Annotated in this window: 23 protein-coding genes; 7 read left to right on the top strand and 16 right to left on the bottom strand. The window is 69.6% G+C overall.

The features are described from left to right. Positions 1 to 84: 84 nt before the first annotated feature. The 3 genes from ACUYMY_RS00575 to ACUYMY_RS00565 form a co-directional block, all read right to left on the bottom strand. Complete coding sequence (locus tag ACUYMY_RS00575; protein WP_481704920.1) at positions 85 to 1,446, bottom strand: amino acid permease; 1,362 nt, start codon at positions 1,444 to 1,446, stop codon at positions 85 to 87. Between the two features lie 227 nt (positions 1,447 to 1,673). Continuing rightward, complete coding sequence (locus tag ACUYMY_RS00570) at positions 1,674 to 2,444, bottom strand: ABC transporter permease (protein ID WP_481701702.1); 771 nt, start codon at positions 2,442 to 2,444, stop codon at positions 1,674 to 1,676. After that, positions 2,441 to 3,199 (bottom strand): ABC transporter ATP-binding protein, encoded by a 759-nt coding sequence (locus ACUYMY_RS00565; protein ID WP_481701701.1) that lies wholly within the window; start codon positions 3,197 to 3,199, stop codon positions 2,441 to 2,443. The genes ACUYMY_RS00570 and ACUYMY_RS00565 overlap by 4 nt, the downstream gene beginning before the upstream one ends. Positions 3,200 to 3,557: 358 nt before the next feature. On the opposite strand from ACUYMY_RS00565, the gene ACUYMY_RS00560 reads away from it, so the two are divergent. Next, on the top strand, positions 3,558 to 4,352 hold the full coding sequence (locus ACUYMY_RS00560) for a nitrilase-related carbon-nitrogen hydrolase (protein ID WP_481701700.1): 795 nt from the start codon (positions 3,558 to 3,560) through the stop codon (positions 4,350 to 4,352). Here the strand turns inward: ACUYMY_RS00560 and ACUYMY_RS00555 are convergent. Both ACUYMY_RS00555 and alr read right to left on the bottom strand, forming a co-directional pair. After that, a complete protein-coding gene (locus ACUYMY_RS00555) occupies positions 4,331 to 5,935 on the bottom strand; it encodes a PucR family transcriptional regulator (RefSeq protein WP_481701699.1) in 1,605 nt (534 codons plus the stop codon). The two genes, ACUYMY_RS00560 and ACUYMY_RS00555, sit on opposite strands and share 22 nt — an antisense overlap. Beyond that, positions 5,925 to 7,127, bottom strand: a complete 1,203-nt coding sequence (alr, locus tag ACUYMY_RS00550) for an alanine racemase (RefSeq protein WP_481701698.1) — start codon at positions 7,125 to 7,127, stop codon at positions 5,925 to 5,927. The genes ACUYMY_RS00555 and alr overlap by 11 nt, the downstream gene beginning before the upstream one ends. A gap of 90 nt (positions 7,128 to 7,217) precedes the next feature. Here alr and ACUYMY_RS00545 point away from each other — a divergent pair, with 90 nt between their 5' ends. After that, entirely contained in the window at positions 7,218 to 8,744 is a 1,527-nt protein-coding gene (locus tag ACUYMY_RS00545; protein WP_481701697.1) for an APC family permease, read from the top strand. Continuing rightward, on the top strand, positions 8,741 to 10,438 hold the full coding sequence (locus tag ACUYMY_RS00540) for a flavin monoamine oxidase family protein (RefSeq protein WP_481701696.1): 1,698 nt from the start codon (positions 8,741 to 8,743) through the stop codon (positions 10,436 to 10,438). The genes ACUYMY_RS00545 and ACUYMY_RS00540 overlap by 4 nt, the downstream gene beginning before the upstream one ends. A gap of 101 nt (positions 10,439 to 10,539) precedes the next feature. On the opposite strand, the gene ACUYMY_RS00535 is transcribed toward ACUYMY_RS00540, so the two are convergent. Further along, positions 10,540 to 10,941, bottom strand: coding sequence for a GlcG/HbpS family heme-binding protein (locus ACUYMY_RS00535; RefSeq protein ID WP_481701695.1), 402 nt, complete (start codon positions 10,939 to 10,941; stop codon positions 10,540 to 10,542). A 67-nt stretch (positions 10,942 to 11,008) separates the two neighbouring features. Further along, entirely contained in the window at positions 11,009 to 12,226 is a 1,218-nt protein-coding gene (fdhA, locus tag ACUYMY_RS00530) for a formaldehyde dehydrogenase, glutathione-independent (RefSeq protein WP_481701694.1), read from the bottom strand. A gap of 179 nt (positions 12,227 to 12,405) precedes the next feature. On the opposite strand from fdhA, the gene ACUYMY_RS00525 reads away from it, so the two are divergent. Next, positions 12,406 to 13,206, top strand: coding sequence for an IclR family transcriptional regulator (locus ACUYMY_RS00525; RefSeq protein ID WP_481701693.1), 801 nt, complete (start codon positions 12,406 to 12,408; stop codon positions 13,204 to 13,206). Between the two features lie 104 nt (positions 13,207 to 13,310). Here ACUYMY_RS00525 and ACUYMY_RS00520 read toward each other — a convergent pair whose 3' ends face one another. The 6 genes from ACUYMY_RS00520 to ACUYMY_RS00495 all read right to left on the bottom strand — a co-directional run bounded on the left by ACUYMY_RS00520 (position 13,311) and on the right by ACUYMY_RS00495 (position 21,814). Further along, the gene (locus tag ACUYMY_RS00520) at positions 13,311 to 14,321 is read right to left on the bottom strand and encodes an ABC transporter substrate-binding protein (protein ID WP_481701692.1); all 1,011 of its coding nucleotides are present in this window, start codon (positions 14,319 to 14,321) and stop codon (positions 13,311 to 13,313) included. Between the two features lie 13 nt (positions 14,322 to 14,334). After that, complete coding sequence (locus tag ACUYMY_RS00515; RefSeq protein ID WP_481701691.1) at positions 14,335 to 16,383, bottom strand: ABC transporter permease; 2,049 nt, start codon at positions 16,381 to 16,383, stop codon at positions 14,335 to 14,337. Next, complete coding sequence (locus ACUYMY_RS00510; protein WP_481701690.1) at positions 16,380 to 17,480, bottom strand: quaternary amine ABC transporter ATP-binding protein; 1,101 nt, start codon at positions 17,478 to 17,480, stop codon at positions 16,380 to 16,382. The genes ACUYMY_RS00515 and ACUYMY_RS00510 overlap by 4 nt, the downstream gene beginning before the upstream one ends. A gap of 108 nt (positions 17,481 to 17,588) precedes the next feature. After that, positions 17,589 to 18,782: an aromatic ring-hydroxylating oxygenase subunit alpha gene (locus tag ACUYMY_RS00505; protein ID WP_481701689.1), complete on the bottom strand. Its 1,194-nt coding sequence runs from the start codon at positions 18,780 to 18,782 to the stop codon at positions 17,589 to 17,591. Between the two features lie 294 nt (positions 18,783 to 19,076). Further along, the gene (locus ACUYMY_RS00500; protein ID WP_481701688.1) at positions 19,077 to 20,288 is read right to left on the bottom strand and encodes an NAD(P)/FAD-dependent oxidoreductase; all 1,212 of its coding nucleotides are present in this window, start codon (positions 20,286 to 20,288) and stop codon (positions 19,077 to 19,079) included. A 248-nt stretch (positions 20,289 to 20,536) separates the two neighbouring features. Beyond that, the gene (locus tag ACUYMY_RS00495) at positions 20,537 to 21,814 is read right to left on the bottom strand and encodes an ATP-binding protein (RefSeq protein ID WP_481701687.1); all 1,278 of its coding nucleotides are present in this window, start codon (positions 21,812 to 21,814) and stop codon (positions 20,537 to 20,539) included. A gap of 237 nt (positions 21,815 to 22,051) precedes the next feature. Between ACUYMY_RS00495 and ACUYMY_RS00490 the strand changes: the two genes are divergently transcribed. Continuing rightward, positions 22,052 to 22,384 carry an STAS domain-containing protein gene (locus ACUYMY_RS00490; RefSeq protein WP_481701686.1) on the top strand — a complete coding sequence of 111 codons (333 nt, stop codon included), beginning with the start codon at positions 22,052 to 22,054 and terminating at the stop codon, positions 22,382 to 22,384. A 40-nt stretch (positions 22,385 to 22,424) separates the two neighbouring features. On the opposite strand, the gene ACUYMY_RS00485 is transcribed toward ACUYMY_RS00490, so the two are convergent. Together ACUYMY_RS00485 and ACUYMY_RS00480 are read right to left on the bottom strand one after the other, a co-directional pair. Beyond that, the gene (locus ACUYMY_RS00485) at positions 22,425 to 23,159 is read right to left on the bottom strand and encodes an SDR family NAD(P)-dependent oxidoreductase (protein ID WP_481701685.1); all 735 of its coding nucleotides are present in this window, start codon (positions 23,157 to 23,159) and stop codon (positions 22,425 to 22,427) included. A gap of 71 nt (positions 23,160 to 23,230) precedes the next feature. Continuing rightward, complete coding sequence (locus tag ACUYMY_RS00480; RefSeq protein WP_481701684.1) at positions 23,231 to 23,398, bottom strand: hypothetical protein; 168 nt, start codon at positions 23,396 to 23,398, stop codon at positions 23,231 to 23,233. 249 nt (positions 23,399 to 23,647) lie between these two features. Between ACUYMY_RS00480 and ACUYMY_RS00475 the strand changes: the two genes are divergently transcribed. Together ACUYMY_RS00475 and ACUYMY_RS00470 are read left to right on the top strand one after the other, a co-directional pair. Continuing rightward, positions 23,648 to 23,872, top strand: coding sequence for a hypothetical protein (locus tag ACUYMY_RS00475; RefSeq protein ID WP_481701683.1), 225 nt, complete (start codon positions 23,648 to 23,650; stop codon positions 23,870 to 23,872). Positions 23,873 to 23,885: 13 nt separating this feature from the next. Continuing rightward, positions 23,886 to 24,941 (top strand): LacI family DNA-binding transcriptional regulator, encoded by a 1,056-nt coding sequence (locus tag ACUYMY_RS00470; RefSeq protein WP_481701682.1) that lies wholly within the window; start codon positions 23,886 to 23,888, stop codon positions 24,939 to 24,941. Here ACUYMY_RS00470 and ACUYMY_RS00465 read toward each other — a convergent pair. Further along, positions 24,930 to 25,190 (bottom strand): hypothetical protein, encoded by a 261-nt coding sequence (locus tag ACUYMY_RS00465; RefSeq protein WP_481701681.1) that lies wholly within the window; start codon positions 25,188 to 25,190, stop codon positions 24,930 to 24,932. The two genes, ACUYMY_RS00470 and ACUYMY_RS00465, sit on opposite strands and share 12 nt — an antisense overlap. Between the last annotated feature and the right edge of the window lie 79 nt (positions 25,191 to 25,269).

Raw genomic sequence — 25,269 nt, 5'->3', positions numbered from 1 at the left:
GAGCAAGGTAACGCAGGTCGGACAGTAGAAGACCGGCGCCCCACAGGGGCACCGGTCTCTTTCTCGGCGGTGTCTAGGTGATGCCTACTGGCGGCTATCGGCCAAAGCCGAGGATGGGATCGCGCCCTTCTGCTGCTGGAGAGCGAGGCGCTTGCGCACGACCGGCCAGAACAGGAGTAGGGCGCCGGCTGCGACGAAGCTCGTCCAGACCTGGGTCCGGCCGCTCTCCGTCAGCATCATGATGCCCACGATTCCCACCGCGCCCGCGATCAGGACGATGTTGAGCCACGGGAACAGCCACACCTTGAGCTTGAGGTTCGAGCGCTCCTCGGCGGTCATCCGGGCCCTCAGGCGCCACTGTGTGACGGCGATGAAGACGTACACGAAGAGCGCGACGAGGCCGGTCGAATTCATGATGAAGTCGTAGATTCCCGTGCTCGGCGCGATGAAGTTCACGAGGGTCGCGACGAGGCCGCCGATGGTCGAGGCGATCACGGCCAGGGCGGGAACACCGTACTTCGAGCGCTTCGCGACGGCCGCCGGCGCAAGGCCCTGCTCTGCGAGGGCGGCGAACATGCGCGACGCCGAGTACGTCCCCGAGTTGAGCACCGAGATGACCGCCGTGAAGATCACCAGGCCCATGATGACCTCGGCCCCGGGAACGCCGAACATCGAGAACAGGTGGGTGAACGGGGCGACGACGGACGGTTCGGGGAGCTGATTCCACGGGACCACCGTGACGATCACGAGGATCGCCCCGACGTAGAAGAGCATGACGCGCCAGATGACCGTATTCGCTGCCTGCCGGATGCCCTTCGCGGGGTTCTCCGACTCTGCGGCCGCCATGACGGCGATCTCCGTCCCGAAGTAGGAGAAGAGGACCAGCGCAATGCTGGAGAAGATCACGCCGACTCCGTTCGGCGCGAATCCCTCGTGCACCCAGAGGTTCGACACCGAGAAGGTGGCGTTGGGCCACAGGCCAAGAGCGAACAGCGCGCCGACGACGAGGAACACGACGATCGCGATGACCTTGATGCTCGCCAGCCAGAACTCGGTCTCCCCGAAGGTCCTCAGGGAAATGAGGTTGGTGCAGACGAAGATCGCGAGCAGGGCCAGCGAGCCCGCCCACGCAGGCAGCGCCGGAAACCAGCCGTGGAGCATGCCGCCGCCGACGACGGCTTCATAGGCGATGACCCCCACCCAGAAGTACCAGTACAGCCAGCCGACGACGTAGGCGGCCCAATTGCCCAGGCCCACGCGGGCGTACTCCATGAAGGATCCGACCGCGGGCCGGGCCGCTGCCATCTCGCCCAGCATGCGCATGGCCAGGAAGACCAAGAGTCCGCCTAGCGCATAGGAAACGATGGCTGCCGGGCCTGTAGCGCGGACGATGTTTGCCGAGCCGACGAAAAGGCTTGCACCGATGATTCCGCCGAGCGTGATCATGGTGACGTGACGGGTTCTCAGCTTTTTGGACAAGGGCTGCTCCTCACGGAAAGGTCTCCTCAGCAGGCGAAGTGCGCCGGCGGGTGAAGCAACCGTATAAGGGCGAAAAGGTAGAAAAAAGCGAAACTTCCTGACACAAATCGGTCAGCTTGTCTTACATATTGGGCTCCACAAAGCCGGGGAAAGGATCGTCTCGTCCTCCCCCAAAGGTTCCGCTGGCCGCAGCCCTACCGGTCGAGCTCGAGCCTGGACCAGGCCGCGACAGTGAGGGCTCCGAACGCGAGCGGGACCACGGCCACTAGGCCGAGCGTGCCGGCCGGCACGGCGTCGGGCTGGAGCGCCCAGAGCGCGGGGGCCGACCCAGGCCACCATTCCCCGACGCCGGCGACGATGGCGACCTGCGCGGTGACGACGAGCCCGACGGCGGTGCCGATGCCGGCCAGCAGCCCGCGCGAGAGAGTAGCGGCCCACGCGCAGGGCACGGCGAGGAGCGCCATGAGGAGGCACAGCGCTGCCTCGCGGGCGAGACCGAGGAGGGCGGCGCCGTCGGGCGCGCCGAAGCCCAGGGCGACGCCGACGAGGGCGAGCAATGCCACGGTGAGGAGCGTGACGAGAACGCACCAGGCCAGGGCGACGGCGAGCTTGGCGAGGGCGATCGACCGGCGTGGCACGGGGAGCGCGAACAGCCCCGATACCGTTCCCTCGAGGAACTCGCGGCCCACGATCCAGGTCATGCCGATGCCGAAGGCCAGGAGCACGCCGGCCGCCGTGATCTGCTCGGCGATCTCGATGAGCCCCTGCCAGCCCGTGCCGTGCACGAGCAGCGCGAGCTTCGCCGCCGCCACGATGCCGGAACCGTCCGAGCGGGCCAGCGCGAACGCCCCCGACAGGAGGGCGATGCCGGCAGCGACGAGGACCATGGTGGCCCGCAGTGTCCGGCTCGCGGCGGCCTTGCGCACCTCGACGGCGATGGCCGCACCGAGGAAGGGGAACTTCATGGCCGCTTCCCCTCGCCCGCCGCGAGGCGGCGCTCGTCGTCGTCATAGACGGCATCGAAGAAGGCCCGCTCGAGGCCGGCCTGCCCGGGCTCGAGGGTGCCGATGAGCCGGCCGGCGTTCAGCACAGAGATGCGGCCGGCGATGCGGGCCACCTCGTCCAGGTGATGGCTCGAGACGAGGACGCCGGAGCCGTCCCCGGCCCGGCGCAGGAGCGTTTCCCGGAGCAGGATGGTGCCGCGGGGATCGAGCGCATTGGTGGGCTCGTCGAGGACGATGAGCCGTGGGACGTGCAGGAGGACCGCCGCGAGCCCTAGCCGCTGGCGGTTGCCGAGGGACAGCGTCCGCGTGCGCCTGGCTGCGAGCGGCCCGAGCCCGAACTCGTCCAGCGCGGCGTCGACCAGGGCCGCGGCCCGGCGAACCCCGACGCCGTGGAGGCGAGCCGCGAGCATGAGGTTCTCCCGCACGTCCAGCTCGCCGTAGGCGAGCGGGCCGTCGATGAGGTGGCCGATCCCTGCCAGCCGCGCCGGCCCCGCTTGCGCCAGCGGCATCCCCTCGATCCTGACCTCGCCGGACTGGGGCCGGAGCATCCCGAGCGCGAGCCGCAGGAGCGTGGTCTTCCCCGCGCCGTTGAGGCCGACGAGCGCGTGGACCTGGCCGGGGGCGACGGCGAGATCGATCCCGTGAACGCCGTCCCCCGAGCGGAACATCCGGGTGACGCCCCGGAGCGCCAACCGCTCTGTCGCTGACTCCGTCATCGCACGACCAGCGCTTCCACGTCGATGACCGGGTCCACGCTCATGGCGGCTCCCTTCCTTGGTCGCAACACGTACGCCCAAGGCGGCGGCCACAGGCGTTCCGCACCGTGAGGTGCGGGCCGACCAGGCTTCCCGGCTCTCCGATCCACAGGGTACAAGCCGCCACCGGCCGGGGGAAGATCGGGGTGCTGGCCAGGGCTGCTCAGCCAGGTCCATGTGCAGAGCGTCCTCTTCTCATGCGCTCCGGGTCCAATCGTCCGCACCGGCAATGCCCGGTCGCTTCTACGCTCGTGTCAGGAGAAGGGGGCCCGCGTCGCGGACGCGGGCAGTCTGGATGACACGAGGGGACATGGTGCACATGCTGCTTTCCGTGATGCAGGCCAGCGCGACGGCGCTGGACGCCGAGAGGAATGTCGAGACCATCGACGCTGCAGCCGCCAAGGCCGCAGCGGAGGGGGCAGATCTCCTCCTCACGCCCGAGCTCTTCCCCGTGGGCTATGAGCCCCTCCGCATCCGCCGGGAGCTGGATCCGGCGGGGCTCCCGTCCATCCGTGCATCGCTGGCGGCCATCGCCGCGAACCACCGCGTCGGGCTTGTCTACAGCCTGCCCTCGGCCGCGCCGGACGGCGCGTGGCGGATCTCCTCGACCCTCCTCGACGCCGACGGCACCGTGCTGCTGGACTACTCCAAGGCCCACCTCTTCGGCGACGAGGAGCGCGCCGCGTTCGCGCCCGCGGACGCGGCTCCGGGCGTCGCCTCCATTGCGGGCGTGCGGGTGTCGATGCTGATCTGCTACGACGCCGAGTTCCCCGAGTCCGTGCGGGCGGCCGCCGTGCGCGGGGCCGAGCTCGTCCTCGTGCCTACGGCCCTGGCCGGGGACAACCTCGCTGTCACACGGGTCCTGATCCCGGCGCGGGCGCTGGAGAACCACGTCTACGTCGCCTACGCCAACCACTGCGGTGCCTTCTCGGGCGGCAGGCTGATCGGCGGGAGCGTCGTCGCAGCGCCGGATGGATCCGTGGCGGCAGAGGCCGGACCGTCAGCGGAGCTGCTCTTCGCGGAGGTCTCCACCCGGGCCGTCACGGACGCCCGCACGGCAGTCCCGTACCTGGACGACCGCCGGCCAGAGGCCTACGGCGCCTGGGGGGTCTGAAGCGCAGCGTCCGCGTACTGCAGCGCGAACCACAGCTCGGCCCGCGCCTGCGCCTGCCCCAGGTCCAGCTCGAGCAGGTCGGCCACGACGCCGATCTGGCGCCTCACGCTGTTCCGGTGCAGGCCGAGGGCCTTCGCCGTCGCGTCCCAGTTGCCGTTCTCGCTGAGCCAGCCTCGGAGCACCGCCAGGAGCGTGTCCCGGCGCCCGGGCTCGAGCGCGAGCAGCGGCGCGAGCAGCCTCGACGCGAGCATGGACCCGGCGACGGGACCGAGAAGTCCCGCCACCGTCCAGTTCTCCTCGTCCAGCCGGGCGCTGCGCCCGCTGGACTGCACTCGCGGGCGCAGGGCGCTCGCTCGCTGGTAGGCGTTGGGCAGGTCCGAGAGCTCGGTCTGGTCGCCCACCACGAGGCGCCAGCCCAGTCGCTCGACGTCGGCCAGCAGCGCGTCGTCGACCTTGAGCCGCGTGATGGCGGCAAAGCCGTACTCCGTGAGCTCGACCAGCTTCGTGTCGAAGATGCGCCGCCACTGCAGGACCTCGCGCACGGGGCTGTCGCCCGAGGGCCACTCCGGCGCGCCAGGCTTGATGCCCTGGACGACCCGCAGGGGTGCCGAGCGGCTCGAGGACGTGCTCTGCGCGAGGAGGTCCTTGAGCCCATTGAGGAGCCGCGTCCCACCGGTCGCGACGCTCTCGGGGTGGAGGAGCATCGTCGTCGCGAGCTGGCTGGGAGCGAGCGAGCCGCTTGTCCGCTGGCGGAACAGCAGCTCGAGGAGGCCGACGGCGGACGAGACCACGTTGTTCTGAGCGGGGGTCAAGGCAGCGTCGGAGCCTAGCACAAGCGCGCCGAGCGTGGCGTCCTTCGTGCTGCGTAGCGGGTGCCCCACGACCCTCGCCGATTCCGGTGCGTCGAAGCTGTCCGTCTCGACCCGCGGGCCGTGCCCCGACAGCAGCCGCTCCAGGAGCGGCGCGAGGGCCGCGGAGCCGACCCCCGCCTGCCCTCGTGCCCCCTGGCTCCGGGCCCGGATCCTGCCATCCGCGCCGAAGAGGATGGCCCAGACCGGGACGCGCTGCACGAGCACGGTCAGGAGCTCGTGCTCGGGCCGCCCCGAGAGGACGGCCCGCATGAGCTGCCGGTTCGCCTCGGCCAGCTCCCGGAAGACGCGGGCGCTGTCCGTCTCGAGCAGGCGGGAGAACTCGAGTCCGATCGCGGCGAAGGGAATCGACTCGGGGATCTCCAGCAGGGTCAGGTTCTGCCGGCGGCACGCTTCGACCACCTCGTCCGGCACGGCGTCGAAATGCGGCTGGAGCCCGAACCCCAGGGCCCGGACGCCGGCATCGACGAGCCTCCGAGCATAGGCGTCCGGGCTCTCCTCCGCGCCGCCGCCCAGGAACGGGAGGCCCGTGGTGAGGATCAGCTCGCCCTCGACGAGATAGGGCGTCGGGTCCACGAGCTCGCTCGGCTCGACCCAGCGCAGCGGCTCGGGGCCGGTTCCGCCGTCGTGGAGGACGCGGAGCCCCGGCGGGAGCTTCGCGAGGAACTGGTCGAGGGTGACGAAGCTCAGGGCATCGGCCGTCTCAGGCGACATGTCCGGGCTCCTGGTAGTCCGGGCACTCGTAGGCACGGGGCAGACGCGGGGCGATGCGGTTGATGATCTCGTCGCCGTGGCTGCCGATGGCGGCGCCCCATTCGTCGGCGCTCGCTGCGCCCGTTGCCGGGTCGCCGAAGAGCACCGCCGTGTCGCCCACGGCCGGGCCGTCCCCGCTCGGGCCGAGATCGACCATGAACTGGTCCATGCAGACCTTGCCGATCACGGGGACCCTCCGTCCGCCGATCAGGACGACGTTCCTTCCGCTGATCCCCTGGGGGATCCCGTCCGCATAGCCGAGGGGGATCAGTCCCAGGAGGCGCGGCTCGTGGGTGATGGCCCGATGCTCGTAGCTCACTCCCGTGCCCGCCGGGACCTTCTTGACCATTACGATCGGCGCCGTGACCGTCAGCGCGGGCCTGAGGCCGTGCTCGGCCGGGTCCAGGTGGTCTGCAGGGGACAGGCCGTAGATGGCCAGTCCGGCTCGCACCATGTCGAAGTCGAACTCCCGGCGCTCGAGGATGTTCGCCGAGCTCGAGACGTGCCTCAGCTCGGGCTCGAGCCCCGCGTCCCTGGCCGCCTGCACGGCGGCCTCGAAGCCGGCGACGGCGGCCGCGTTCCCCGGGTGGGCGGGGATGTCCGCCCACGCGAGGTGCGTCCACAGGCCGCGCACCCTCAGCGTCCCCTCGAGCTCGGCCTGGCGGGCGCGGGCCACGAGCTCGGGCCAGTCCTCGGCGCGGGCACCGCCACGGCTGAGGCCACTGTCGAGTTCGAGGTGCACGACGGCGGGACGCCCCAGAGCGCGGGCGACGCCGGCGGTGACCTCGAGCTGGTGGACGCTGCCGATCGAGAGGTCGATATCGTATTCCACGGCCTCGCGGATCGCCGCGCTCGTCTGGGTTGCCAGATAGAGCCACGACAGCACCGGGGCGACGATCCCCGCCCGCCGGAGCGCGATCGCCTCGGTGAGCTGTGCGGTCCCGAGCCAGTCGGCGCCCGCCGCAAGCGCTGTCCGGGCAACCTCCACGAGTCCGTGCCCGTACGCGTTGCCCTTGACGACTGCCATGAAATGCGGGGCCCGCGTGAGGCTCCGCAGGGCCTTTACGTTGTCTGAGATCGCAGACAGATCAACGCTGACCTGTCCGTCCAAGCTCCGTCCGGCCGGGCTTTCCTGAAGTGCAATGTGTCCCATGAGGGATGACTATAGGGCATTTTGCACCCCCATGAGACATGCCTCACAACCCTAGGCTGGGGTGCGGTGAACCCGGACTATTCAGAAGGGATGTCAATGAAGACAACGCCTCCACCCACCAGACCACCCCTGAGGGCGAGCGGTTCGCGGCCCTCGCTCGGCGCGCAGCTGCTGCGCCGCAAGCCCCTCTCCCAGATGATCAGCGACGCCGACGGCGGCGGCGGACCGCGGCTCGTGCGCAGCTTCGGCGTCCTCCAGCTGACCATGATCAGCGTGGGAGCCACGCTCGGCACCGGCATCCTCGTGATCCTCGGGGAATCCGTCCCGATCGCGGGGCCGGCCGTGTGGATCTCGTTCGTGATCGCCGGGCTTGCGGCACTCCTCTCGGCGGTCTCCTACGCGGAGATGGCCGGCCTCGTGCCGGTGTCCGGCTCGAGCTACTCGTACGCCTACGCGACGCTCGGCGAGGGCATCGCGTGGGTCTGCGGCTGGTGCCTCGTCCTCGAGTACGCGGTCTCGGTCGCCGCCGTCGCCGTCGGTGCCGGGCAGTACGTCAACGAGACCCTGGCCGCCTTCGGCCAGTCGCTCCCCGACGCCATCTCGCAGCCGCCGGGCGACGGCGGCGTCCTCAACGCCCCCGCCGTGGTGATCGTCCTGCTGGCCATGGCCCTGCTCGTCCGCGGGGCTCGCGAGAGCGCGTGGGCCAACACGGCGATCGTCGTCGTCAAGGTCGCCATCCTGCTCTTCTTCTGCGCCGTGGCCTTCACGGCCTTCCACGCCGGCAACTTCGAGCCGCTCTTCCCGATGGGCGCCGCCGGGGTCTCGGCCGCCGCCTCGCGCGTCTTCTTCTCCTACATCGGCTTCGACGCCGCCTCGACCGCCGGCGAGGAGGCCCGGGACCCGAAGCGTGACCTTCCGCGGGCCATCATGCTCTCCATGGCGATCGTGACGGGCCTCTACGTCCTGGTCGCCGTGGCGGCGATCGGTGCCCGCGATTGGCTGTGGTTCGAGGGCACGGAAGCCGCACTCGTCCAGATCCTCGAGGAGATCACCCATCAGCCGTGGATCGCCCTCGTGTTCGCCGCGGGCTCCGTCCTCGCGATCGCGTCGATCGTGCTGACCGTCCTCTACGGGCAGACTCGGATCCTCCTCTCCATGTCCCGCGACGGCCTCGTGCCCGGCGTCTTCGGGAGGGTCTCGCCCCGCACGGGCACCCCGGTGGCGGGAACGCTCATCGTCGGCATCGCCGTCGCCATCACCGCCGGCATCGTGCCGCTCGGGGCGCTGGCCGACGCGACCAGCATCGGCACCCTCTTCGCCTTCGCCCTCGTCAACGTCTCCGTCATCTACCTCCGCCGCCGCCGGCCCGACCTCCCCCGCTCGTTCCGGGTGCCGCTCTACCCGCTCACCCCCGTGCTCGGCTCCCTCATGTGCGCGTATCTCATGGCGAACCTCGGGGCGGACACCTGGCTCGTCTTCGGCGCATGGATGGCGGTCGGGGCCGGCCTCTACCTGGGCTACGGCCGCCGCCGTTCGCTTGTCGCCTCCCTCAGCGATGAGGACTACACCCTGGCCCTCCGTGAGGAGCGCCCCGAACCAGTGAAGGTTGACGCATGACCACCGCCGCAGCATTGAACCCCGACGTCATCACCGTGACGGAGCCCGAGGCTCCGCTCACGATGCTGAACCCGGACTTTCCGTTCAGCTACGACGAATTCCTCGCGCACCCGGGCGGCCTCGGGTCGGTTCCGCCGGAGCTCCACGGCACCGAGGTCGCGGTGATCGGCGCCGGCCTGTCCGGCCTCGTGGCCGCATATGAGCTCATGAAGCTCGGGCTGAGGCCCGTGGTCTACGAGGCCGACCAGATCGGCGGCCGCCTGCGCACGGCCCGCTTCCCCTCCTCGCCGGGGGTCACGGCCGATCTCGGCGGCATGCGGTTCCCGGCGTCCGGGAGGGCCTTCTACCACTACGTCGATCTCCTGGGGCTCGAGACGAGGGAGTTCCCCAACCCGCTCGCCCCCGCCACGTCGAGCACGGTGATCGAGCTCGCCGGAACGAAGCACTATGCCGAGACGCCGGCGGACCTGCCGCACTTCTTCCGGGAGGTGGCCGAGGCGTGGAGGGCCGCGGTCGACGACGGCGCGCGCTTCTCCGAGATGCAGGCCGCCCTCCGGGCGCGGGACGTGGCGCGGATCAAGGAGATCTGGAACGAGCTGCTCCCGACCATGGACGAGCAGACGTTCTATGGCTTCATCGCCTCGAGCGACGCCTTCCGCAAGGCCGGGTTCGCCCACCGGGAGGCCTTCGGTCAGGTTGGCTTCGGCACCGGGGGCTGGGACACCGACTTCCCGAACTCGATCCTCGAGATCCTCCGCGTCGTCTACACGGACGCGGACGACCATCACCGCCTCATCGTGGGCGGCGCCCAGCGCCTGCCCGAAGCGCTGTGGCACCACGCGCCGTCGTCCATGGCCCACTGGCCCCGCGGGACCTCCTTGGCGTCGCTGCATGACGGGTCCCCGCGCGGGGCGGTGGCCCGGATCGGCAGGGCCGCCGAGGGGGACCTGGTGGTCCGCGAGCGCTGGGGGCGCGAGGCGTCCTTCCCCGCGGTCGTCACGACGTGCCAGTCGTGGCTGCTCTCGACCCGCATCGACACCGAGGAGACCCTGTTCGCGCCGGAGCTGTGGACCGCGATCGAGAAGTCGCACTACATGCAGTCGTCGAAGACGTTCGTCATGGTGGACCGCCCCTTCTGGAAGGACCGCGACCCGGAGACCGGCCGCGAGGCGCTGTCGATGACGCTGACCGACAGGCTCAATCGCGCCGTGTACCTCTTGGACGACGGCCCGGACCGGCCCGCCGTCATCCTGCTGTCCTACACGTGGAACGACGACGCCCTCAAGTGGCTCGCGCTCGACGCCGACGAGCGCACGCGCCTCATGCTCCACTCGCTCAAGCAGATCTACCCGGACGTGGACATCGCCGCCCACATCATCGGCCGGCCCATCACGGTCTCGTGGGAGGCGGACCCGAACTTCATGGGAGCGTTCAAGGCCAACCTGCCCGGCCACTACCGCTACCAGCAGCGGCTCTTCACCCACTTCAAGCAGGACCATCTGCCCCAGGGCCAGCGCGGCATCTTCCTCGCGGGCGACGACGTATCCTTCACCGCCGGCTGGGCCGAGGGCGCCGTGACCACGGGACTCAACGCCGTGTGGGGCGTCATGAGGCACCTCGGCGGCTCCTCGGCGCCAGGCAACCCGGGGCCGGGTGACCTGCTGGATGAGCTCGGCCCGATCAGCCTCGACTGACGTTCGAGGCGCGACGCCGCAAGGGCCATGGGGGGAGGCATGCGAGAGGGTCTTGGCGCGGAGGCGCCAGGACCCTCTCGGTGTGCGTGATCAGCGCCTGCCTAGAATGCGGCTGCTCCGGCTTCGGCGACGGTCTGGTCCTGTTCTCCCGACCCGCCGCTGACCCCGATGGCTCCGACGACCTGTCCATCGCGGGTCAGGGGGATCCCTCCGGCGAAGATCATGATCCGGCCCTGGTTGCTCGCGTGGATGCCGTAGAACTGGTTGCCCGGCTGGGAGTTGTCCCCCAGGTCCTTGGTCTGGATATTGAAGGCCCTGGAGGTGAAGGCCTTGTTGATCGAGATGTCGACGCTGCCGATCCACGCGCCATCCATGCGGGCGTGGGAGACGAGGTTGCCCCCCTCGTCGACGACGGCGATGTTCATGGGCTGTCCGATTTCGGCGGCGCGCTTCTCGGCCGCGGCGATGATGTCGCGGGCTTCGGAGAGGGATGGCGAGGTCATGGGTTTCTCCTGATCTTGATGGTGCCTATGTGGATTGACTACTGGGTGCTGGCAGGGAGCGGACTGTTCAGGCCTTGACGTAGCCGTTGGGGTTGATGACGTACTTGGTGGCTGCGCCGGCGTCGAACTCGGCGTAGCCGCGGGGGGCGTCGTCGAGGGAGATGGCCTTGGCGTTGACGGCCTTGGCGATCTGGACCTTGTCGTGCAGGATCGCCATCATCAGCTGCCGGTTGTACTTCATGACGGGGCACTGGCCGGTGGTGAAGGACAGCGACTTGGCCCACCCCGTGCCGAGCGAGAGCGAGAGCGAGCCGTGCTTGGCGGCCTCGTCGATCCCGCCCGGGTCCCCGGTGACGTAGAGGCCCGGGATGCCGAGGGCGCCGCCGGCGGCGGTGATCTCCATGAGCGAGTTCAGCACCGTCGCCGGGGCCTCGTGGGAGGCGTCCCGGCCGTGGCCGCGGGCCTCGAAGCCGACGGCGTCGACGCCGCAGTCGACCTCGGGCACGCCGAGGATCTGCTCGATCTGGTCCTTCGGGTCGCCCTTCGAGACGTCCACGGTCTCGCAGCCGAAGGAGCGGGCCTGCGCGAGGCGGTCCTCGTTCATGTCCCCGACGATGACGACGGCGGCCCCCAGCAGCTGGGCGCCGACCGCGGCGGCGAGCCCGACGGGGCCGGCGCCGGCGATGTAGACCGTGGAGCCGACGCCGACCCCCGCGGTGACCGCGCCGTGGAACCCGGTGGGGAAGATGTCCGAGAGCATGGTCAGGTCCATGACCTTCTCGAGCGCCTGGTCCCGGTCCGGGAACTTCAAAAGGTTCCAGTCCGCGTACGGGACGAGCACGTACTCCGCCTGGCCGCCGACCCAGCCGCCCATGTCCACGTACCCGTAGGCGGACCCGGGCCGGTCCGGGTTGACGTTGAGGCAGATGCCGGTCTTGCGCTCCTTGCAGTTGCGGCACCGCCCGCAGGAGATGTTGAACGGCACCGAGACGATGTCCCCGACCTTGATGAACTCCACGTCGGGGCCGACCTCGACGACCTCGCCGGTGATCTCGTGGCCCAGCACGAGGTCCTTCGGCGCCGTCGTGCGCCCGCGCACCATGTGCTGGTCCGAGCCGCAGATGTTCGTCGTCACCGTCCGCAGGATCGCCCCGTGCGGGACCTTGCGCCCCACGTTCGCCGGGTTCACCCCGGGCCCGTCCTTGAGCTCGAACGTCGGGTACTCGGTGTCGATCACCTCGACCTTGCCCGGCTCCTTGTACGCAACCGCCCTGTTTCCAGCCATGATCACTTCCTCGTGCTCGATTAGCCCGTACCCGCTGGCCGGGCGCCGCAGCGCCCGCTGATGTGACGTGGAGCACCTGCCAGCCAGACCAGCGTGGACCCGTTCGCGAGGCGGGTGAACTACCCGTACAGGCGGCAGGTACCTACCCAATCGGGCGGCGCGCGCTGCAGAATTTCTCCATGGGGAAGGCAGCCGCGTCCGATGAACGGGACGAGTCCCGTTCCATCAATGGCGTCCAGGCCGTCGAGCGTGTGGTCCAAGCCCTCGAGATCCTGGCCCAGGAGGGCAGCGTCGCGGTCGGCGATGTGGCCGAGCGCATGGGCGTGCACAAGTCGACGGCCTCCCGCATCCTCGGGGCCCTGGAGTCGCATGGCTTCGTGCAGCAGAGCAGCCGCCGCGGCAAATACCAGCTGGGCGTCGGGCTCCTGCGTGTGGCGAGCTCGATTCCGCGCCGCCTGAGTCTGGTCCACACCGCACGGCCCGTGCTCGAGGATCTCGCGCAGCAGTACGGGGAGACAGTCAACCTGGCCGTGCTCCGCAATGTCTACGCCGTGAACGTCGACCAGGCCATGGGCTTGTCCAACGTGGCCAGCTACAACTGGATCGGGAACCTCACCCCCCTGCACGCGACGTCAAGCGGAAAGGTCTTCCTCGCCTATATGCCCGCGAGCGAGCGCGAGGATCTCCTCGGGCGGGCGAAGCTCGAGGCCTTCACCGCGCACACCCTTACACGCGAGCAGCTCGAAACGGAGCTCCCCGTGATCGTGCAGCGGGGTTATGCGATCACGCACGGGGAGCTCGAGGAGGGCCTCAACGCGGTCGCCGCGCCGATCTTCGGGCACACCGGCGATGTGATCGGCGCGGTGAGCCTCTCCGGCCCCGCCTTCCGCTTCGACCCGGAGGCCCACCCGGACGCCGTCAAGGCCGTCGTCGCTGCCTGCGAGGAGATCACCGAACTCATGGGCGGGCCGAGGCCCTGAGACCACCAACGGCTGCTGCCTCCTGTCGCCATGGGGCCTCATGACGACGACAGAGGCAGCAGCCGTTGTGCTGTGGCCGACCTATCCGTCCGACCGCCGCGTCGCTACTTCAGCCACGCCGCGACCTTGTCGGGGTTCGCGTCGATCCACTTCTTCGCGGCCGCCTCCGGATCCATGCCGTCCTTGGCGATGTAGCCGGCCACGGTGTTCTGGTCCTGGTTGGTCCACGAGAAGTTCTTGACGAGGGAATAGGCGGGGCTGCCGGAGTTGGCGAACTTCGTCGATGCGATCTTGTTGAGGTCGTACTTCGGGTAGTCGCACGCGACGGTCGCGCTGTCGGCGTCGCAGCCTTCCGTGTAGGCCGGGAGATTGACCTTCACGAGCGGGACTTCGGCCATGAACCACTGAGGGTCGTAGAAGTACCCGATGAGCGGGGTCTTGTTCTGCTCGGCCTGCCGGAACGCCTGGATGAGCGCGGGCTCACTGCCGGCGTAGACGACCTTGTAGTTGAGGCCGAGGTTCTTCACGAGCGCCTCGTCGTTCGTGACGAACGAGGGGTCGCCGTCGAGCAGCTGGCCCTGGCCGCCGGACTCCGAGGTCTTGAACAGGTCGGCGTACTTGTTCAGGTTCTTGTAGTCGGTGATGTCCGGGTACTGCTTGGCCATCCATGGCGGCACGTACCAGCCGATCACTCCGGTGTTGCCCGTGGGGCCGGCGTCAACGGCCGTCTTCTGCTGGTTGATGTACTTCTCGGTCAGGTCCGGGTGGCCCCAGTTCTCAATGACGACATCCACCTCGCCGCTGCCGAAGCCCTGCCACGCCACCTCTTCCTTGAGGGTCTTGTAGTTGACGGTGCAGCCGAGCTTCTCCTTGGCGAGCGTGCCGACGACATACGCGTCGGCCTCGTAGCCAACCCACGGGTTGAGGGCGATATTGAATGCGCCGCACTTCGCCGAGCCGCCGCTGGCGTTGGAGCCGCTGGAGATGTCACCTCCACCGCAGGCGGTGAGCGCCAGCGTCGAGGACATCACTGCGGCGAGGGCGACGGCGCCTAGCGCCTTGACACGTGGACTCTTGACGCCCGTACGGGCACTGTCCTTCTTCCAGACTTTCATGGGGCCTCCTTGATCAGGCGCTGCCGAAGCGGGCAGCCGCGTGCTGGGTGATGCGGTCGAGCATGATGCCGAGCGCGGTGATGGCGATGCCGGCGGCGAGGCCCTTGCCGAAGAGCTGGCCTTGCGAGAAGCCGGACACCACCAGGTAGCCGAGCCCACCGCCGCCGACAAGCCCCCCGACGACGACCATGGACAGGACGTAGAGCAGCCCCTGGTTGGCAGCGAGGACCACCGCCGCGCGGGACATGGGCAGCTGGACCTTCGAGACCATCTGCCACGAGGTGGTTCCCAGCGACTCCGCGGCCTCGACGGTGGTCGGCGAGACGCCCCGAATGCCGTCCGCGACGAGCTTCGTGGCGATCGGGACGCCGTAGGCGAGCGCCGCGACGATCGCGGTGAACCGCGTGGGCCCGAACAGGGCCAGAGCCGGGACGAGGTACACGAAGGACGGGATGGTCTGGAAGGCGTCCAGCACCGGCCTGACGATCGAGTCGACGAGCCTGCTTCGCCCCATCCAGACGCCGACGACGACAGCCACGGCCACCACGAGGAGGGTCGCGACGAGCGTGGTCGCGAGTGTCTTCATGCTCTCGTTCCAGAGCCCGGTTCCGAGGATGACCGCCACGCACACGAGCGTGACCGCGGTTGCCCGCCACCCGCCGAGGGCGAGGGCGACGCCGAGCAGCACGAGCGCCATGACCCACCAGGGGGACTGCGCGAGCAGCGACTCGAGCGGGTTGACCAGGAGCGCCGTGACGGTCTCCTTGAGCCATCCCGTGAAGCCGGAGAACGTGCTCACGGTCCAGTTGGTGGCTGCGGTGACCGCCTTCGCGAGCGGGCCGCCGAGGTCGGGCGACGCCGGGAACTTCGCGAGCGCCAGGTAGTTGTGCGAGAGGTAGACGGCGACGGCGGTGACCACCGCTCCGGCGATGATCACGAGGCGTCGTCCCCGCGGCCCGCGGAGGCCGCCGGCCCGAGTTCCGCGCTGGACGCGCGAGGCGATGCTCGAGCGTTCGGAGGCGGCCGTCGTCGTGCGGTCCAGCATGATGGCCATGAGGACGATGGCCAGGCCAGAGACGAAGGCCGAGCCGACGTCGAGCGACTGGAGTGCCTGCAGAACCGGCTGGCCGAGGCCGGGGCCGTTGATGAGCGCGGCGATCGTGGCCATGGAGAGGGCGGCCATCGTGCACTGGTTGATGCCGACGACGATCGTGCGCCGCGCCATGGGCAGCTGCACCTTGACCAGGGTCTGCAGGGCCGTTCCACCCATCGACGTCACGGCCTCGAGCGTGGTGGGCGAGACGTTCCGGATGCCGTGCTCGGTGATCCGCACGAGCGGCGGGAGGGAGTAGATGATCGTCGTGACGATGGCCGACGCGGGGCCGATGCCGAACACGAGCGCGAGCGGGGCGAGGTAGGCGAACGACGGGAGCGTCTGCATGAGGTCCAGCACCGGCGTGATGGCCGCGGAGACGCGCCGGCTCCGGGCCATCCAGATGCCCAGCAGGGGGCCGAAGAGGGCGCACAGGCCGACGGCGACGAAGGTCACGATGAGGGTGTCGATGCTCTGCTGCCAGTAGCCGAAGAAGCCGAAGAGCAGCACAGACACCGCGACCAGCAGCATCGAGCGCACTCCGGCCAGCGCGAACGCCAGCCACGCGAGCAGCACGGCAACCCCGAGCCATCCAACCTCGGGCACCGGCCGCACCGCCGAGGGCTGGCTGAAGAGGCCCTGCAGGAACGTCACGAGTCCGTTCAGCCCGTTGGTGATCGGCTGGACGACGTACTCGAAGAATGCCGAGCTCGTGCGGGCGGCATCGAAGCTGTCACGCACGCCGTTGAGCCAGATATGGAAGTCCGTCCGCTCGGCGCCGCCGATCTCAAGGGTCTGGCTCCCCCGGAAGAGGGCCCAGAAGGCGAGCCAGAAGAGGACGACGACGGCGAGCGCAAGCGGGCGCCAATGGCGCCGCAGGAAGGCGGATGCCTTGGCTTCCGGCCGCCCTGTCGGCGGGCGGGTTGCCGGTTCCGTGGAGTGCTCCCGCACTCCCGTGAGTGTGCTCATCGTGCACCACCCTCGCTGGGAGCCTCCTCCGCGACGACGACGCGCAGGATGTCGTCGTCGTCGACCACGCCCAGGAAGCGGTCGCCGTCGTACACCCGCGCGGGCAGCGAGGACTCAAGGACCTGCCGCGCGGCCTCCCGGACGATCTGGTTCGCCTGCATCACGGGCCCGTTGAGGGACTCGCCCTCGTGCGGCTGGCGCACGACGTACCGCAGGGTGAGCACGTGCGAGCGGGGGACCTCGGAGACGAAGTCCCGCACGTAGTCGTCCGCGGGGTTCGCGACGACATCGGCGGGGGTGCCGATCTGGACGATCTCGCCGTCGCGCATGATGAGGATGCGGTCGCCGAGCTTGAGCGCCTCCTGCAGGTCATGGGTGATGAACACCATGGTCTTGCCCACCTCCTCGTGCAGGCGGCAGACCTCGTTCTGCATGTCCCGGCGGATCAGCGGGTCGAGCGCGGAGAAGGGCTCGTCGAACAGGAGAACCTCTGGATCGACCGCGAGGGCCCGTGCCAGGCCCACGCGCTGCTGCATGCCGCCCGAGAGCTGGTCCGGGAACGAGTTCTCGTACCCCGAGAGTCCCACGAGGTCGACCATCTCCTGGGCCCGGGCGATCCGCCGCGACTTGCCCTCGCCGCGGACCTCGAGACCGTAGGCCACGTTGTCGATCACCTTGCGGTGCGGAAGCAGGCCGAACTGCTGGAAGACCATGGACATGTGGTTGCGGCGCAGGGCGCGCAGCTTGGTCTTGCTCGCCCGCGTGACGTCCTCGCCGTCGATCATGACCGTGCCGGCCGTCGGCTCGATGAGCCGCGTCAGGAGGCGGACGAGCGTCGACTTGCCCGAGCCGGAGAGGCCCATGACGACGAACACCTCGCCGCGGGCGACCTCGAAGGAGACATCCTTCACCGCCGCGACACACCCAGTCTTGCGCTGGAGGTCCTTCCGGCTGAGGTTCTCGTCGGGCGTGCCGATGATCTTGTCAGCCTTCTGGCCGAAGATCTTCCACAGGCGCTCGACCTTGAGGGCGGGTTCAGTGGAGTCCACGCGGGCTGTGGGGCGCGGAGTGGCAGGGTCTAGGGTCTGCGCAGTCATAATGGTTCCTCGTGCTGGGGGTGGGGGCAGAACGGCTCGGGCTCGGCGGGAAGGGGGACCGCCGAGGCGTTCGTGGATGGGGGGCTCAGGCGTGGCCGTCGACGGTGACTACCGGACTTCCTTCCGCATCCCGTGGCTGCTCTCCGCCGCCACGTCCCCGACGTGCTGCATGACCCAGTCGTGGAACGCGCCGATGTGGTGCTCGCTGGGCACCAGCACCCCGCCCTTGGCGTAGATCCTGGAGTGCATGCCCGGCTGGGTGCGCTCGCACGCGTCGAAGTCCTGCTGGTTCACCCGGTGGAACAGCTCCACCGAGGCCGAGACGTCCTTCCCGGACTCCACCACGCTGGGCAGGTACAGCCAGTCGCACTCCACGACCGTGCGGTCCGCTGCGAGCGGGAACATCCGGTGGATGATCACGTGGTCCGGGACCAGGTTCACGAACACCGTCGGCTTGATCGTGATCGCGTAGTAGCGCCGGTCCTGGTCCTCCGCCACCCCCGGGAGGTGGTCCAGGCCCTCGGAGCCGTCCACCGTGAAGCCCTTGATGTTCTCCCCGAACTCGGCCCCGTGGCCCACGAAGTACTGCGCGGCCAGGCCGTCGGCGAACTCCGGCAGGACCTCGGTCAGCTCCGGGTGGATCGTGGCGCAGTGGTAGCACTCCATGAAGTTCTCGATGATGAGCTTCCAGTTGGCCTTGACGTCATAGGTGATCCGCCGCCCCAGGGACAGGTTGGCCACGTCGTAGCCGTCGATCTTGTGGACGTCGCCGAGGCGCTCCTCGATCGCGCCCATGACGTCTTCCTCGAACGAGGGGGGTTCCTCGGCCAGGCACAGCCACACGTAGCCGAGGTACTCACGGATGTGCACCTTGACGAGGCCGTACTCGTGCCGGTCGATGTCCGGCATCTTGGTCAGGTTCGGCGCCGCGATGAGCTTGCCGTCCAGGTCGTACGTCCACGCGTGGTACGGGCACTGGAACGAGCGCTCGACCGTGCCCGAGTCCTCCATGCACAGCTTCACCCCGCGGTGGCGGCAGATGTTGAAGAAGGCGCGGACCTCGCCCTTGCGGTTCTTGGACACGATCACGCTCTCGCGCCCGATCTGGACCGTCTTGAACGATCCCGGCTTCTCCAGGTCCGCCGACCGGACCGCACAGAACCACATCTGCTCGAGGATCCGCTCCTGCTCCGCCCGGAACACGGCCTCGTCGACATACGTGGAGCCCGGCAGCGTCGCAATCAGGCTCTCCGAGATCCTCTCGCCGCCGTGAGGCGCGAACTTCTCCGGGGTGGTCGTCATGTCTTCTCCCTCTGGGTAGCACTGATCACTTCGCGGGAGCCGCACTCTGACGGAAGGCAAGGAGGTCACTTCATTGCGTCAGATGCAACTTGATTCGGCATGCACAACAGTGAGTCATGTCACAGAGGGGTGTCAAGCACTTTTGCGCCTTGGGGGGAGAATGTCACCCCGCCGAAACACGTGCCGGAGATGGGTCAGTCGACCCGGGTCAGGGGTAGGGACGACGACGTCCACCCGCCGGCCTGAGGACCTGCGGGTGGACGGTGAATCAAAGGGTGGACGGTGAATCGGGCCTCAGCGGGCGAGCTTCTTGAGGTTGACGCTCGGGTCGGCCAGGGCTCCGGCGTCGACTCTGATGCGACGGTCGATGATGCGACGTGCCGCGCGGACGGCGAGGCCGCCGTCGACCGCCGCGCAGCCGATGAGGTACCCCTCCGGGTCGAGGCGGAAGGCGATGGACGGGGTCCCGTCGAGCTCGCGCAGGATCGTTGTCCCGTCGGCCGTCATAGAGCCCACGCCCTCGACGTGGACGCCGTGCCGGTCGGACCAGAACCAGCTTGCCCCGTGCTCGGGACGGTCGTGGCCCAAGAGCGCCGCGGCCGCCGTCGTGCCCGTGTTCATGGCGTGCTCCCAGTGCTCCGCGCGGCGCAGAAGGGTCCCGTCGGCAGTCCTGATGCGCGAGGAATCACCCACGGCGTAGACGCGGGGATGTGCGGTGCGCTGATGCTCGTCGACGATCACGCCGTTGTCGGTCTCGAGACCGGCCGCCTCGGCGAGGCGCGTGTCGGGGACGATGCCGATGCCGACGAGCACGACATCGGCATCCACGGTCTCGCCCGAATCGAGGGCAATGTGGTGCCCGGAGTCGTCGACGGTGATGGCGGTGGGGATGCCGGTGACGAGCTGGACGCCCTTCTCCTCGTGCATGTCGTGGAGGCGGCGGGCCAGTTCCGGCCCGACGGCGGGGATGAGAGGCGGGTCCACGGGATCGATCAGGGTGACCTCGGCCCCGAAAGCGAGCGCCGAGGAGGCCGTCTCCGCCCCGATGAGGCCAGCACCGATGATGGCCAGGCGCGTCCCCGGCGCGAGGAGGGAGCGGAGCCGGTCGGCGTCCTCGCGGGTCCGCAGCTCGAGAACGGAGTCGAGGTCCCCGCCGGGGATAGCCAGTCGGCGCGCCAACCCGCCCGTGGCAAGCACGATGGCATCGGCGGTCAGCGTCCGGCCGTCCTCGAGGACCACCTCCCCGGCGTCGGGATGCACACTGACCGCGAGGCCGGTGACGACCTCCACGGAATTCTCGGCGAACCATTCGGCCGACGAGAGCTGAATGTCCTCGGTGCTGTGTGTGCCGAGCAGGTAGTCCTTGCTCAGCGGCGGGCGGTCGTAGGGCAGGCCGGCCGGATCCACGATCGTGACCGCGCCGTCGAAGTTCCGGGCACGCAGCTCCTTTGCCGTCGTGAAACCAGCCATCCCGCCGCCGACGATGATCACGGACTTCAGGGACATGGGGGATTACCTCCGTTAGCGAGTGGACGAGCAGCTGGGCCGAGGCATCGGCCCGACGTTGGGCGACAGCCAGGCTCCGCCGTCGACGCATCATCCCGGTCCGCCTCAACGCGGACCGCCAACTCGATGGCAGAGCGAACGGAGCTTGGCTGCCACAACGAAAGGACAAACATTCTGTGAACCGCACTTGACGCAACTGAACGCGCTATGCGCAACAGTGTGGGTGATCTCACAGATGGTGTCAAGGCTCAGGTCCGAGCGATGGCGGCGATGTCCTCGCTGAAGTCGTCCAGGACGGCCGGGGTCACGGTCGCCCTGGTCTCCTTGATGGCGATGAGGTAGTCGTCGGTCGAAACCGCTGCTGAATCCTCGGTCCCGCTGTAGACGGCGGCCTCGAAGGCGCGCTGCGAGGCCTTGCGAGCGGCGAACTCGATGTCCGCCGGGGTGAACCGCTCCGAGCTGTCCACGAGGAGGTCGACGTCGATCGCCTCCACTCCGACCGGCGGAAGATAGCGGCGCCAGATGGCGCGGCGCGCCTCGGCGTCCGGCAGGCCGATCGGGATGAGGTAGTCGAACCTCCCGTGGCGCAGGAAGGCCTTGTCGAGGGAGCGGATGAAGTTCGTGGCGCAGATGAGGATGCGCCCGTTCTGCTCGCGGAAGGCCGGGATGATCTTCAGGAGCTCGTTCGTGACGCCCTGCAGGCGCGAGGAGGCCTCGCCCGTGCGGTGGGCGGCGATCTCCTCGACCTCGTCGATGAACACGACCGCGTGCTCGAGGTCCTGGATCTCGAGGAACGTGTGCCGGAGCGCGGCGGCGAGGCCCGCCGGGTCGGCGGCGAGCCGGGACGGGGAGACCTCGACGAAGGGCCAGCCGAGGCGCGAGGCGACGGCCTTGGCAAAGGTCGTCTTCCCGGTGCCGGGCGGGCCGAAGAGCACCACGGCGCGCGGCGGCCGCACGCCGAAGTTCTCCGCGACGTCGGGCTTCGCGAGCGGGAGCACGAGGCGCCGCTCGATGATCTCCTTCTCCTCGCGCATCCCGGCCAGCTGGTCCCAGAGCCCCCGCGGCAGGATCCTGCCGCCGAGGTCGGTCAGCCGGGCGGCCTCCTGCGGCTGGAGCGGGATGGTGCGCTCGAAGTAGGCCAGGTCCCGGGTCTCGTAGCCGCTGTTGCGGTACGCCTTCGCCCCGGTCTCCCCCGCGGGCAGGAGCGCCGAGATGTGGAAGAGCCCGCGGGCGAGCAGGCGCTTCTCGAGCTCGGCGAGCAGGGCGCTGCCCAGCCCCTGCCCGCGCCAGGACTTGGCGAGGCCGAGCATGAGCACATGGGCACGGTCGCTGATGGCGCGGGCGACGACGACGCCGACCACCGTCTCCTGCACGAGCGCGACGAACGAGAGCCCCTCGGGGCATGCGTGCAGGATCTCGTTGAGCCCGTGGGCCGGGGCGGCGTCGGTGTCCCTCGTCTCCTCCCAGACTCGGACGACCTGGTCGAGGTCGTCGGCGTGGAACTCACGGATCTGCCACTGGGCCATGGAAGGGACCGCCTCTCGTCATTGTGAAGTGGTGTCCCTGAAGAGTATTCGGGACGGCACCGAACAGGAAAAGTGACGCTTTCCGACCTTTAATGTTCAGGATTAACGTGGCTGAGCAGGAGCGCGTCGCCAGCGCAGGATCGCCCGAGGGTTGTCCGAGGGCGTTCGGGGCCAGCCCCCTCGCCGTGGGAAGATCGAGACCAGCCGAAATCCAGAGACGGGTGAAGGGGCGCACAGATGAGCTTCGAGATCAGCACTTACAGGGACTACGCCGCGCTGGCGGGCCCTCCCAGACTGAACATGGTGACGGCGCCGGGGCTCCGCGCCGCCGTCGCCGATGCCCTCCGGGCCGGGCAGAAGCGCCTCGTGCTGGATCTAGCGGGCACCGACTTCATCGACTCCTCCGGCCTGGGCGCGCTCGTGGCCTGCCTCCGCGAGGCCCGGCAGGCCGGCGGCGACCTCCGGGTCGCCAACATCGGGCAGCAGGTCGAGATGGTGCTCGAGCTGACCGGCACGCGGCGGATCATCCTGGCCTACCCCAGCGTCGACGCGGCGTACGCGAACGCCTGAGCTCGGCGCGCGACGGCGACGACCTCCCCGCCGTCGAACATCACCCGACGGCGGGCGCGATGCCCGTGTGCGCCTCGAGCCTGCGCAGGAGCGCGTCCTGGAACCCCGGGTCGGTGGCGGCAGGATGGGGTCGGCGCGCCCTGCCGTGATGCCAGTAGCCGCCCGAGCGCGGGGAGATCTCCGCGGCGTCGGCGGTGGCGAGCCACTCCTGCGTGCGGTGCCCCTCGCCGAGGTCGTCCGGCGCGCCCGGACCGCCCATCCTGGTCGGGACCCAGCCCGGGTCGACGGCGTGGGCCATCGTGTCCGGCCGCAGCCGGGCGTACGCCATGGCGAGCGCGGTGACGTAGAGCTTGCTGTCCGAATAGGCCCGAGGGCGTGCACGGGCGAGGTCGACGCCGCGCAGGTCGGCCGAGCCCGACAGGTGCATCGAGCTGCTCAGGTAGACGAGCCGCGCCGCCCGCGCCATGAGCGCGGTCAGCGCGTACGGCGCGACGACGTTCACGGCCAGGACCTCGGGCCCCCGCAGGACCCCCGCGTTGTGGATGACGGCGTCGAACCGCCCGATCTCGTTGGCCTCCTGCGCGAGGCGCACGGTCTCGCCCAGGTCCGCGAGGTCCGCGTAGACGACGGCGCGCATCGCGTCGCGGAGGGCAGGGTCGGCGATGCGGCCGGGGCGGCGGGCGTGGAGGACGACGTCGTGCCCGGCCTCGGCGAGCGACGTCACCGTCGCGAGGCCGAGCCCCGCGGAGGCTCCGGTGACCAGGATCAGTGCCATGGCCTCCACCGTAGGCAGGCCCCGCCGCCGAGAGGGAGGCCCCTGCGAGTGCCCCCCCGGACGGGACGGCGTCAGTAGCGCCCGAGGATACTCTCGAGGGCGGCCCTGATCTCGGCCTCGCCGTGCGGCTCCTGCTCGACGGCCACGGCCGCCGTGGCTCCGCCGACCGTCACGCTGAAGCGGCCGCCGATGAACTTCACCGTCACCCCTGGCTTGCTGGCCTTGCGGAACTTGACCACGGGAACCCCTCTTCCGAGCCTTCGATGTCTTGGCTCCAGAATGCTCCCGGTCCCTCACAGGATGGGGAAGCAACGCGCGAGGATCCCCGCAGGCTTCGCGGGCATCAAGGCTTTGACGCCACTGATCCTCAGGAATTCCCGCTGGCTCGCGCCGCCTACGATTCCACCTCCTCGCGGTGCCTTCTTGACCGATAAAGACAGCTCTCGTACTATATCGGTACAGAAACCATCCGAAAGGAGCCACAAGCCGTGGAACTTCTTCAGTACGCAGCCCACACCCCCGCCTTCACGGCGAGCGTGGCGCAGTCCGCCCTGCCGCACGCGCCGGTCGTGACGGATGACGCCGCCCCTCGGCAGCGCTCGTGGGCCCGGTCCACCCGCGCCGCCGTATCCGCCGCCCTGCACCGCGCGGCCGAGGCCATTGCCCCGACGGGCGCCGCCGACGCCGCCGTCCCAGCGAGGCAGATGGGCTGAAATACTGGCCGACATGGGCAAGGTGACGCTGCAGACCATCGCCGACGAGCTCGGGGTGAGCCGGATGACGGTCTCCAACGCGTTCTCCCGCCCCGACCAGCTCTCCGCCGATCTCCGTGACCGCATCCTCGCAGCGGCCACCGAGCTCGGCTACGCCGGCCCCGACCCACGCGCCCGCGCGCTCAAGCGGGGAAGCACGGGAGCGGTCGGCGTCCTGCTCACCGACTCGCTCACCTACGCCTTCACTGACGAGGTGGCCATGCGCTTCTTCAGCGCGATCGCCGAGGAACTCACCAAGCAGGGGCTCGCCCTGACCCTGCTCTCCGCGGCCGAGACGGGCGGGCACGTGCCGGCGCGCGACGTCGGCATGGACGGCGCCCTCGTCTACTCCTGCGACCCCCACTCGCCCGCCGTCGACTGGCTGCTCAAGCGCCAGCTGCCCCTCGTGTACGTCGACCAGACCGACCGGCCCGGCATCCCGAGCGTCAACGTGGACGACCGCGGCGGCGCCCGCGCGGCCGCCCGGCACCTCGTCGACCTGGGGCACCGCCGGATCGGGCTCCTGTACAGCACCCTGAGCCGGGAGCTCGAGGTTGACGCGGACCCGCAGCCCTCGGCGCTGGCCCACGCCACGCGCGAGCGGTACCTCGGCTGGAGGGACGAGCTGGACGCCGCCGGCGCTGAGACGGTCAGCATCGGGGTCCCGATCGGCGGCCGCGACCACCACTACCGGGCGGGCCAGGCGCTCCTCGAGCGCCCCGAGCGGCCGACGGCGGTGCTGTGCTTCTCCGACGTGATGGCCGTCGACGTCGTCCGCGCGGCGCAGGACCTCGGGCTGCGCGTGCCCGAGGACCTCTCCGTCGTCGGTTTCGACGACAGCCCGGTGGCCACGCAGCTCCGGCCCGCCCTGACCACCGTGCGGCAGGACTTCGCCGAGAAGGGCCGGCTGGCAGCGACCCTCCTGACCGAGGCCCTCGCCCGCGGCGGCACCCCCGCGCGAGCAAGGCACCACCTGCTGCCGACCGAGCTCATCGTGCGCGGGAGCACGGCCCCGCCGTCAGGTCGGTGACACGAGGTCTGTGGGCCCGTGCTTGGTGGCCTTGTGCTGGTCGCCGGACTCGCGCGCGCAGTGGCTGCTGCAGTAGATCCCCTTGTCCGTCTCGACCCCGTGGCCGATGACGCGACAGCCGCAGTGCTCGCAGGCGGGCGCCATCATGTGGATAGCGCACTCGAAGCTGTCGAAGGTCCCGGTCTGCTGGCCCATCGTGATCGTGAAGGACCTCGCGTAGTCGTTCCCGCAGACGTCGCACCGTGCCATGGCGATTCGCTTCCTCTCTCTACTAGGCCCCTCCATTAGACGCTCACTCGAGGGGATGCTGTAGGGGCGGCTCGGTCGG

Source organism: Sinomonas sp. T428B, from assembly GCF_056780155.1.
Note: the sequence above shows the minus strand (reverse complement) of the source record. Positions and strands in the feature narration are given on the sequence as shown.

What these genes read in the sequence shown, in the direction of transcription:
- ACUYMY_RS00500 (WP_481701688.1), bottom strand. Translation starts at nt 20,288, where the DNA reads ATGTCCCTGAAGTCCGTGATCATCGTCGGCGGCGGGATGGCTGGTTTC.
- ACUYMY_RS00510 (WP_481701690.1), bottom strand. Translation starts at nt 17,480, where the DNA reads ATGACTGCGCAGACCCTAGACCCTGCCACTCCGCGCCCCACAGCCCGC.
- ACUYMY_RS00545 (WP_481701697.1), top strand. Translation starts at nt 7,218, where the DNA reads ATGTCAATGAAGACAACGCCTCCACCCACCAGACCACCCCTGAGGGCG.
- ACUYMY_RS00555 (WP_481701699.1), bottom strand. Translation starts at nt 5,935, where the DNA reads ATGTCGCCTGAGACGGCCGATGCCCTGAGCTTCGTCACCCTCGACCAG.
- alr (WP_481701698.1), bottom strand. Translation starts at nt 7,127, where the DNA reads ATGGGACACATTGCACTTCAGGAAAGCCCGGCCGGACGGAGCTTGGAC.
- ACUYMY_RS00525 (WP_481701693.1), top strand. Translation starts at nt 12,406, where the DNA reads ATGGGGAAGGCAGCCGCGTCCGATGAACGGGACGAGTCCCGTTCCATC.
- ACUYMY_RS00485 (WP_481701685.1), bottom strand. Translation starts at nt 23,159, where the DNA reads ATGGCACTGATCCTGGTCACCGGAGCCTCCGCGGGGCTCGGCCTCGCG.
- ACUYMY_RS00470 (WP_481701682.1), top strand. Translation starts at nt 23,886, where the DNA reads ATGGGCAAGGTGACGCTGCAGACCATCGCCGACGAGCTCGGGGTGAGC.
- ACUYMY_RS00495 (WP_481701687.1), bottom strand. Translation starts at nt 21,814, where the DNA reads ATGGCCCAGTGGCAGATCCGTGAGTTCCACGCCGACGACCTCGACCAG.
- ACUYMY_RS00490 (WP_481701686.1), top strand. Translation starts at nt 22,052, where the DNA reads ATGAGCTTCGAGATCAGCACTTACAGGGACTACGCCGCGCTGGCGGGC.
- ACUYMY_RS00535 (WP_481701695.1), bottom strand. Translation starts at nt 10,941, where the DNA reads ATGACCTCGCCATCCCTCTCCGAAGCCCGCGACATCATCGCCGCGGCC.
- ACUYMY_RS00570 (WP_481701702.1), bottom strand. Translation starts at nt 2,444, where the DNA reads ATGAAGTTCCCCTTCCTCGGTGCGGCCATCGCCGTCGAGGTGCGCAAG.
- ACUYMY_RS00520 (WP_481701692.1), bottom strand. Translation starts at nt 14,321, where the DNA reads ATGAAAGTCTGGAAGAAGGACAGTGCCCGTACGGGCGTCAAGAGTCCA.
- ACUYMY_RS00505 (WP_481701689.1), bottom strand. Translation starts at nt 18,782, where the DNA reads ATGACGACCACCCCGGAGAAGTTCGCGCCTCACGGCGGCGAGAGGATC.
- ACUYMY_RS00515 (WP_481701691.1), bottom strand. Translation starts at nt 16,383, where the DNA reads ATGAGCACACTCACGGGAGTGCGGGAGCACTCCACGGAACCGGCAACC.
- fdhA (WP_481701694.1), bottom strand. Translation starts at nt 12,226, where the DNA reads ATGGCTGGAAACAGGGCGGTTGCGTACAAGGAGCCGGGCAAGGTCGAG.
- ACUYMY_RS00565 (WP_481701701.1), bottom strand. Translation starts at nt 3,199, where the DNA reads ATGACGGAGTCAGCGACAGAGCGGTTGGCGCTCCGGGGCGTCACCCGG.
- ACUYMY_RS00540 (WP_481701696.1), top strand. Translation starts at nt 8,741, where the DNA reads ATGACCACCGCCGCAGCATTGAACCCCGACGTCATCACCGTGACGGAG.
- ACUYMY_RS00465 (WP_481701681.1), bottom strand. Translation starts at nt 25,190, where the DNA reads ATGGCACGGTGCGACGTCTGCGGGAACGACTACGCGAGGTCCTTCACG.
- ACUYMY_RS00575 (WP_481704920.1), bottom strand. Translation starts at nt 1,446, where the DNA reads ATGATCACGCTCGGCGGAATCATCGGTGCAAGCCTTTTCGTCGGCTCG.
- ACUYMY_RS00560 (WP_481701700.1), top strand. Translation starts at nt 3,558, where the DNA reads ATGCTGCTTTCCGTGATGCAGGCCAGCGCGACGGCGCTGGACGCCGAG.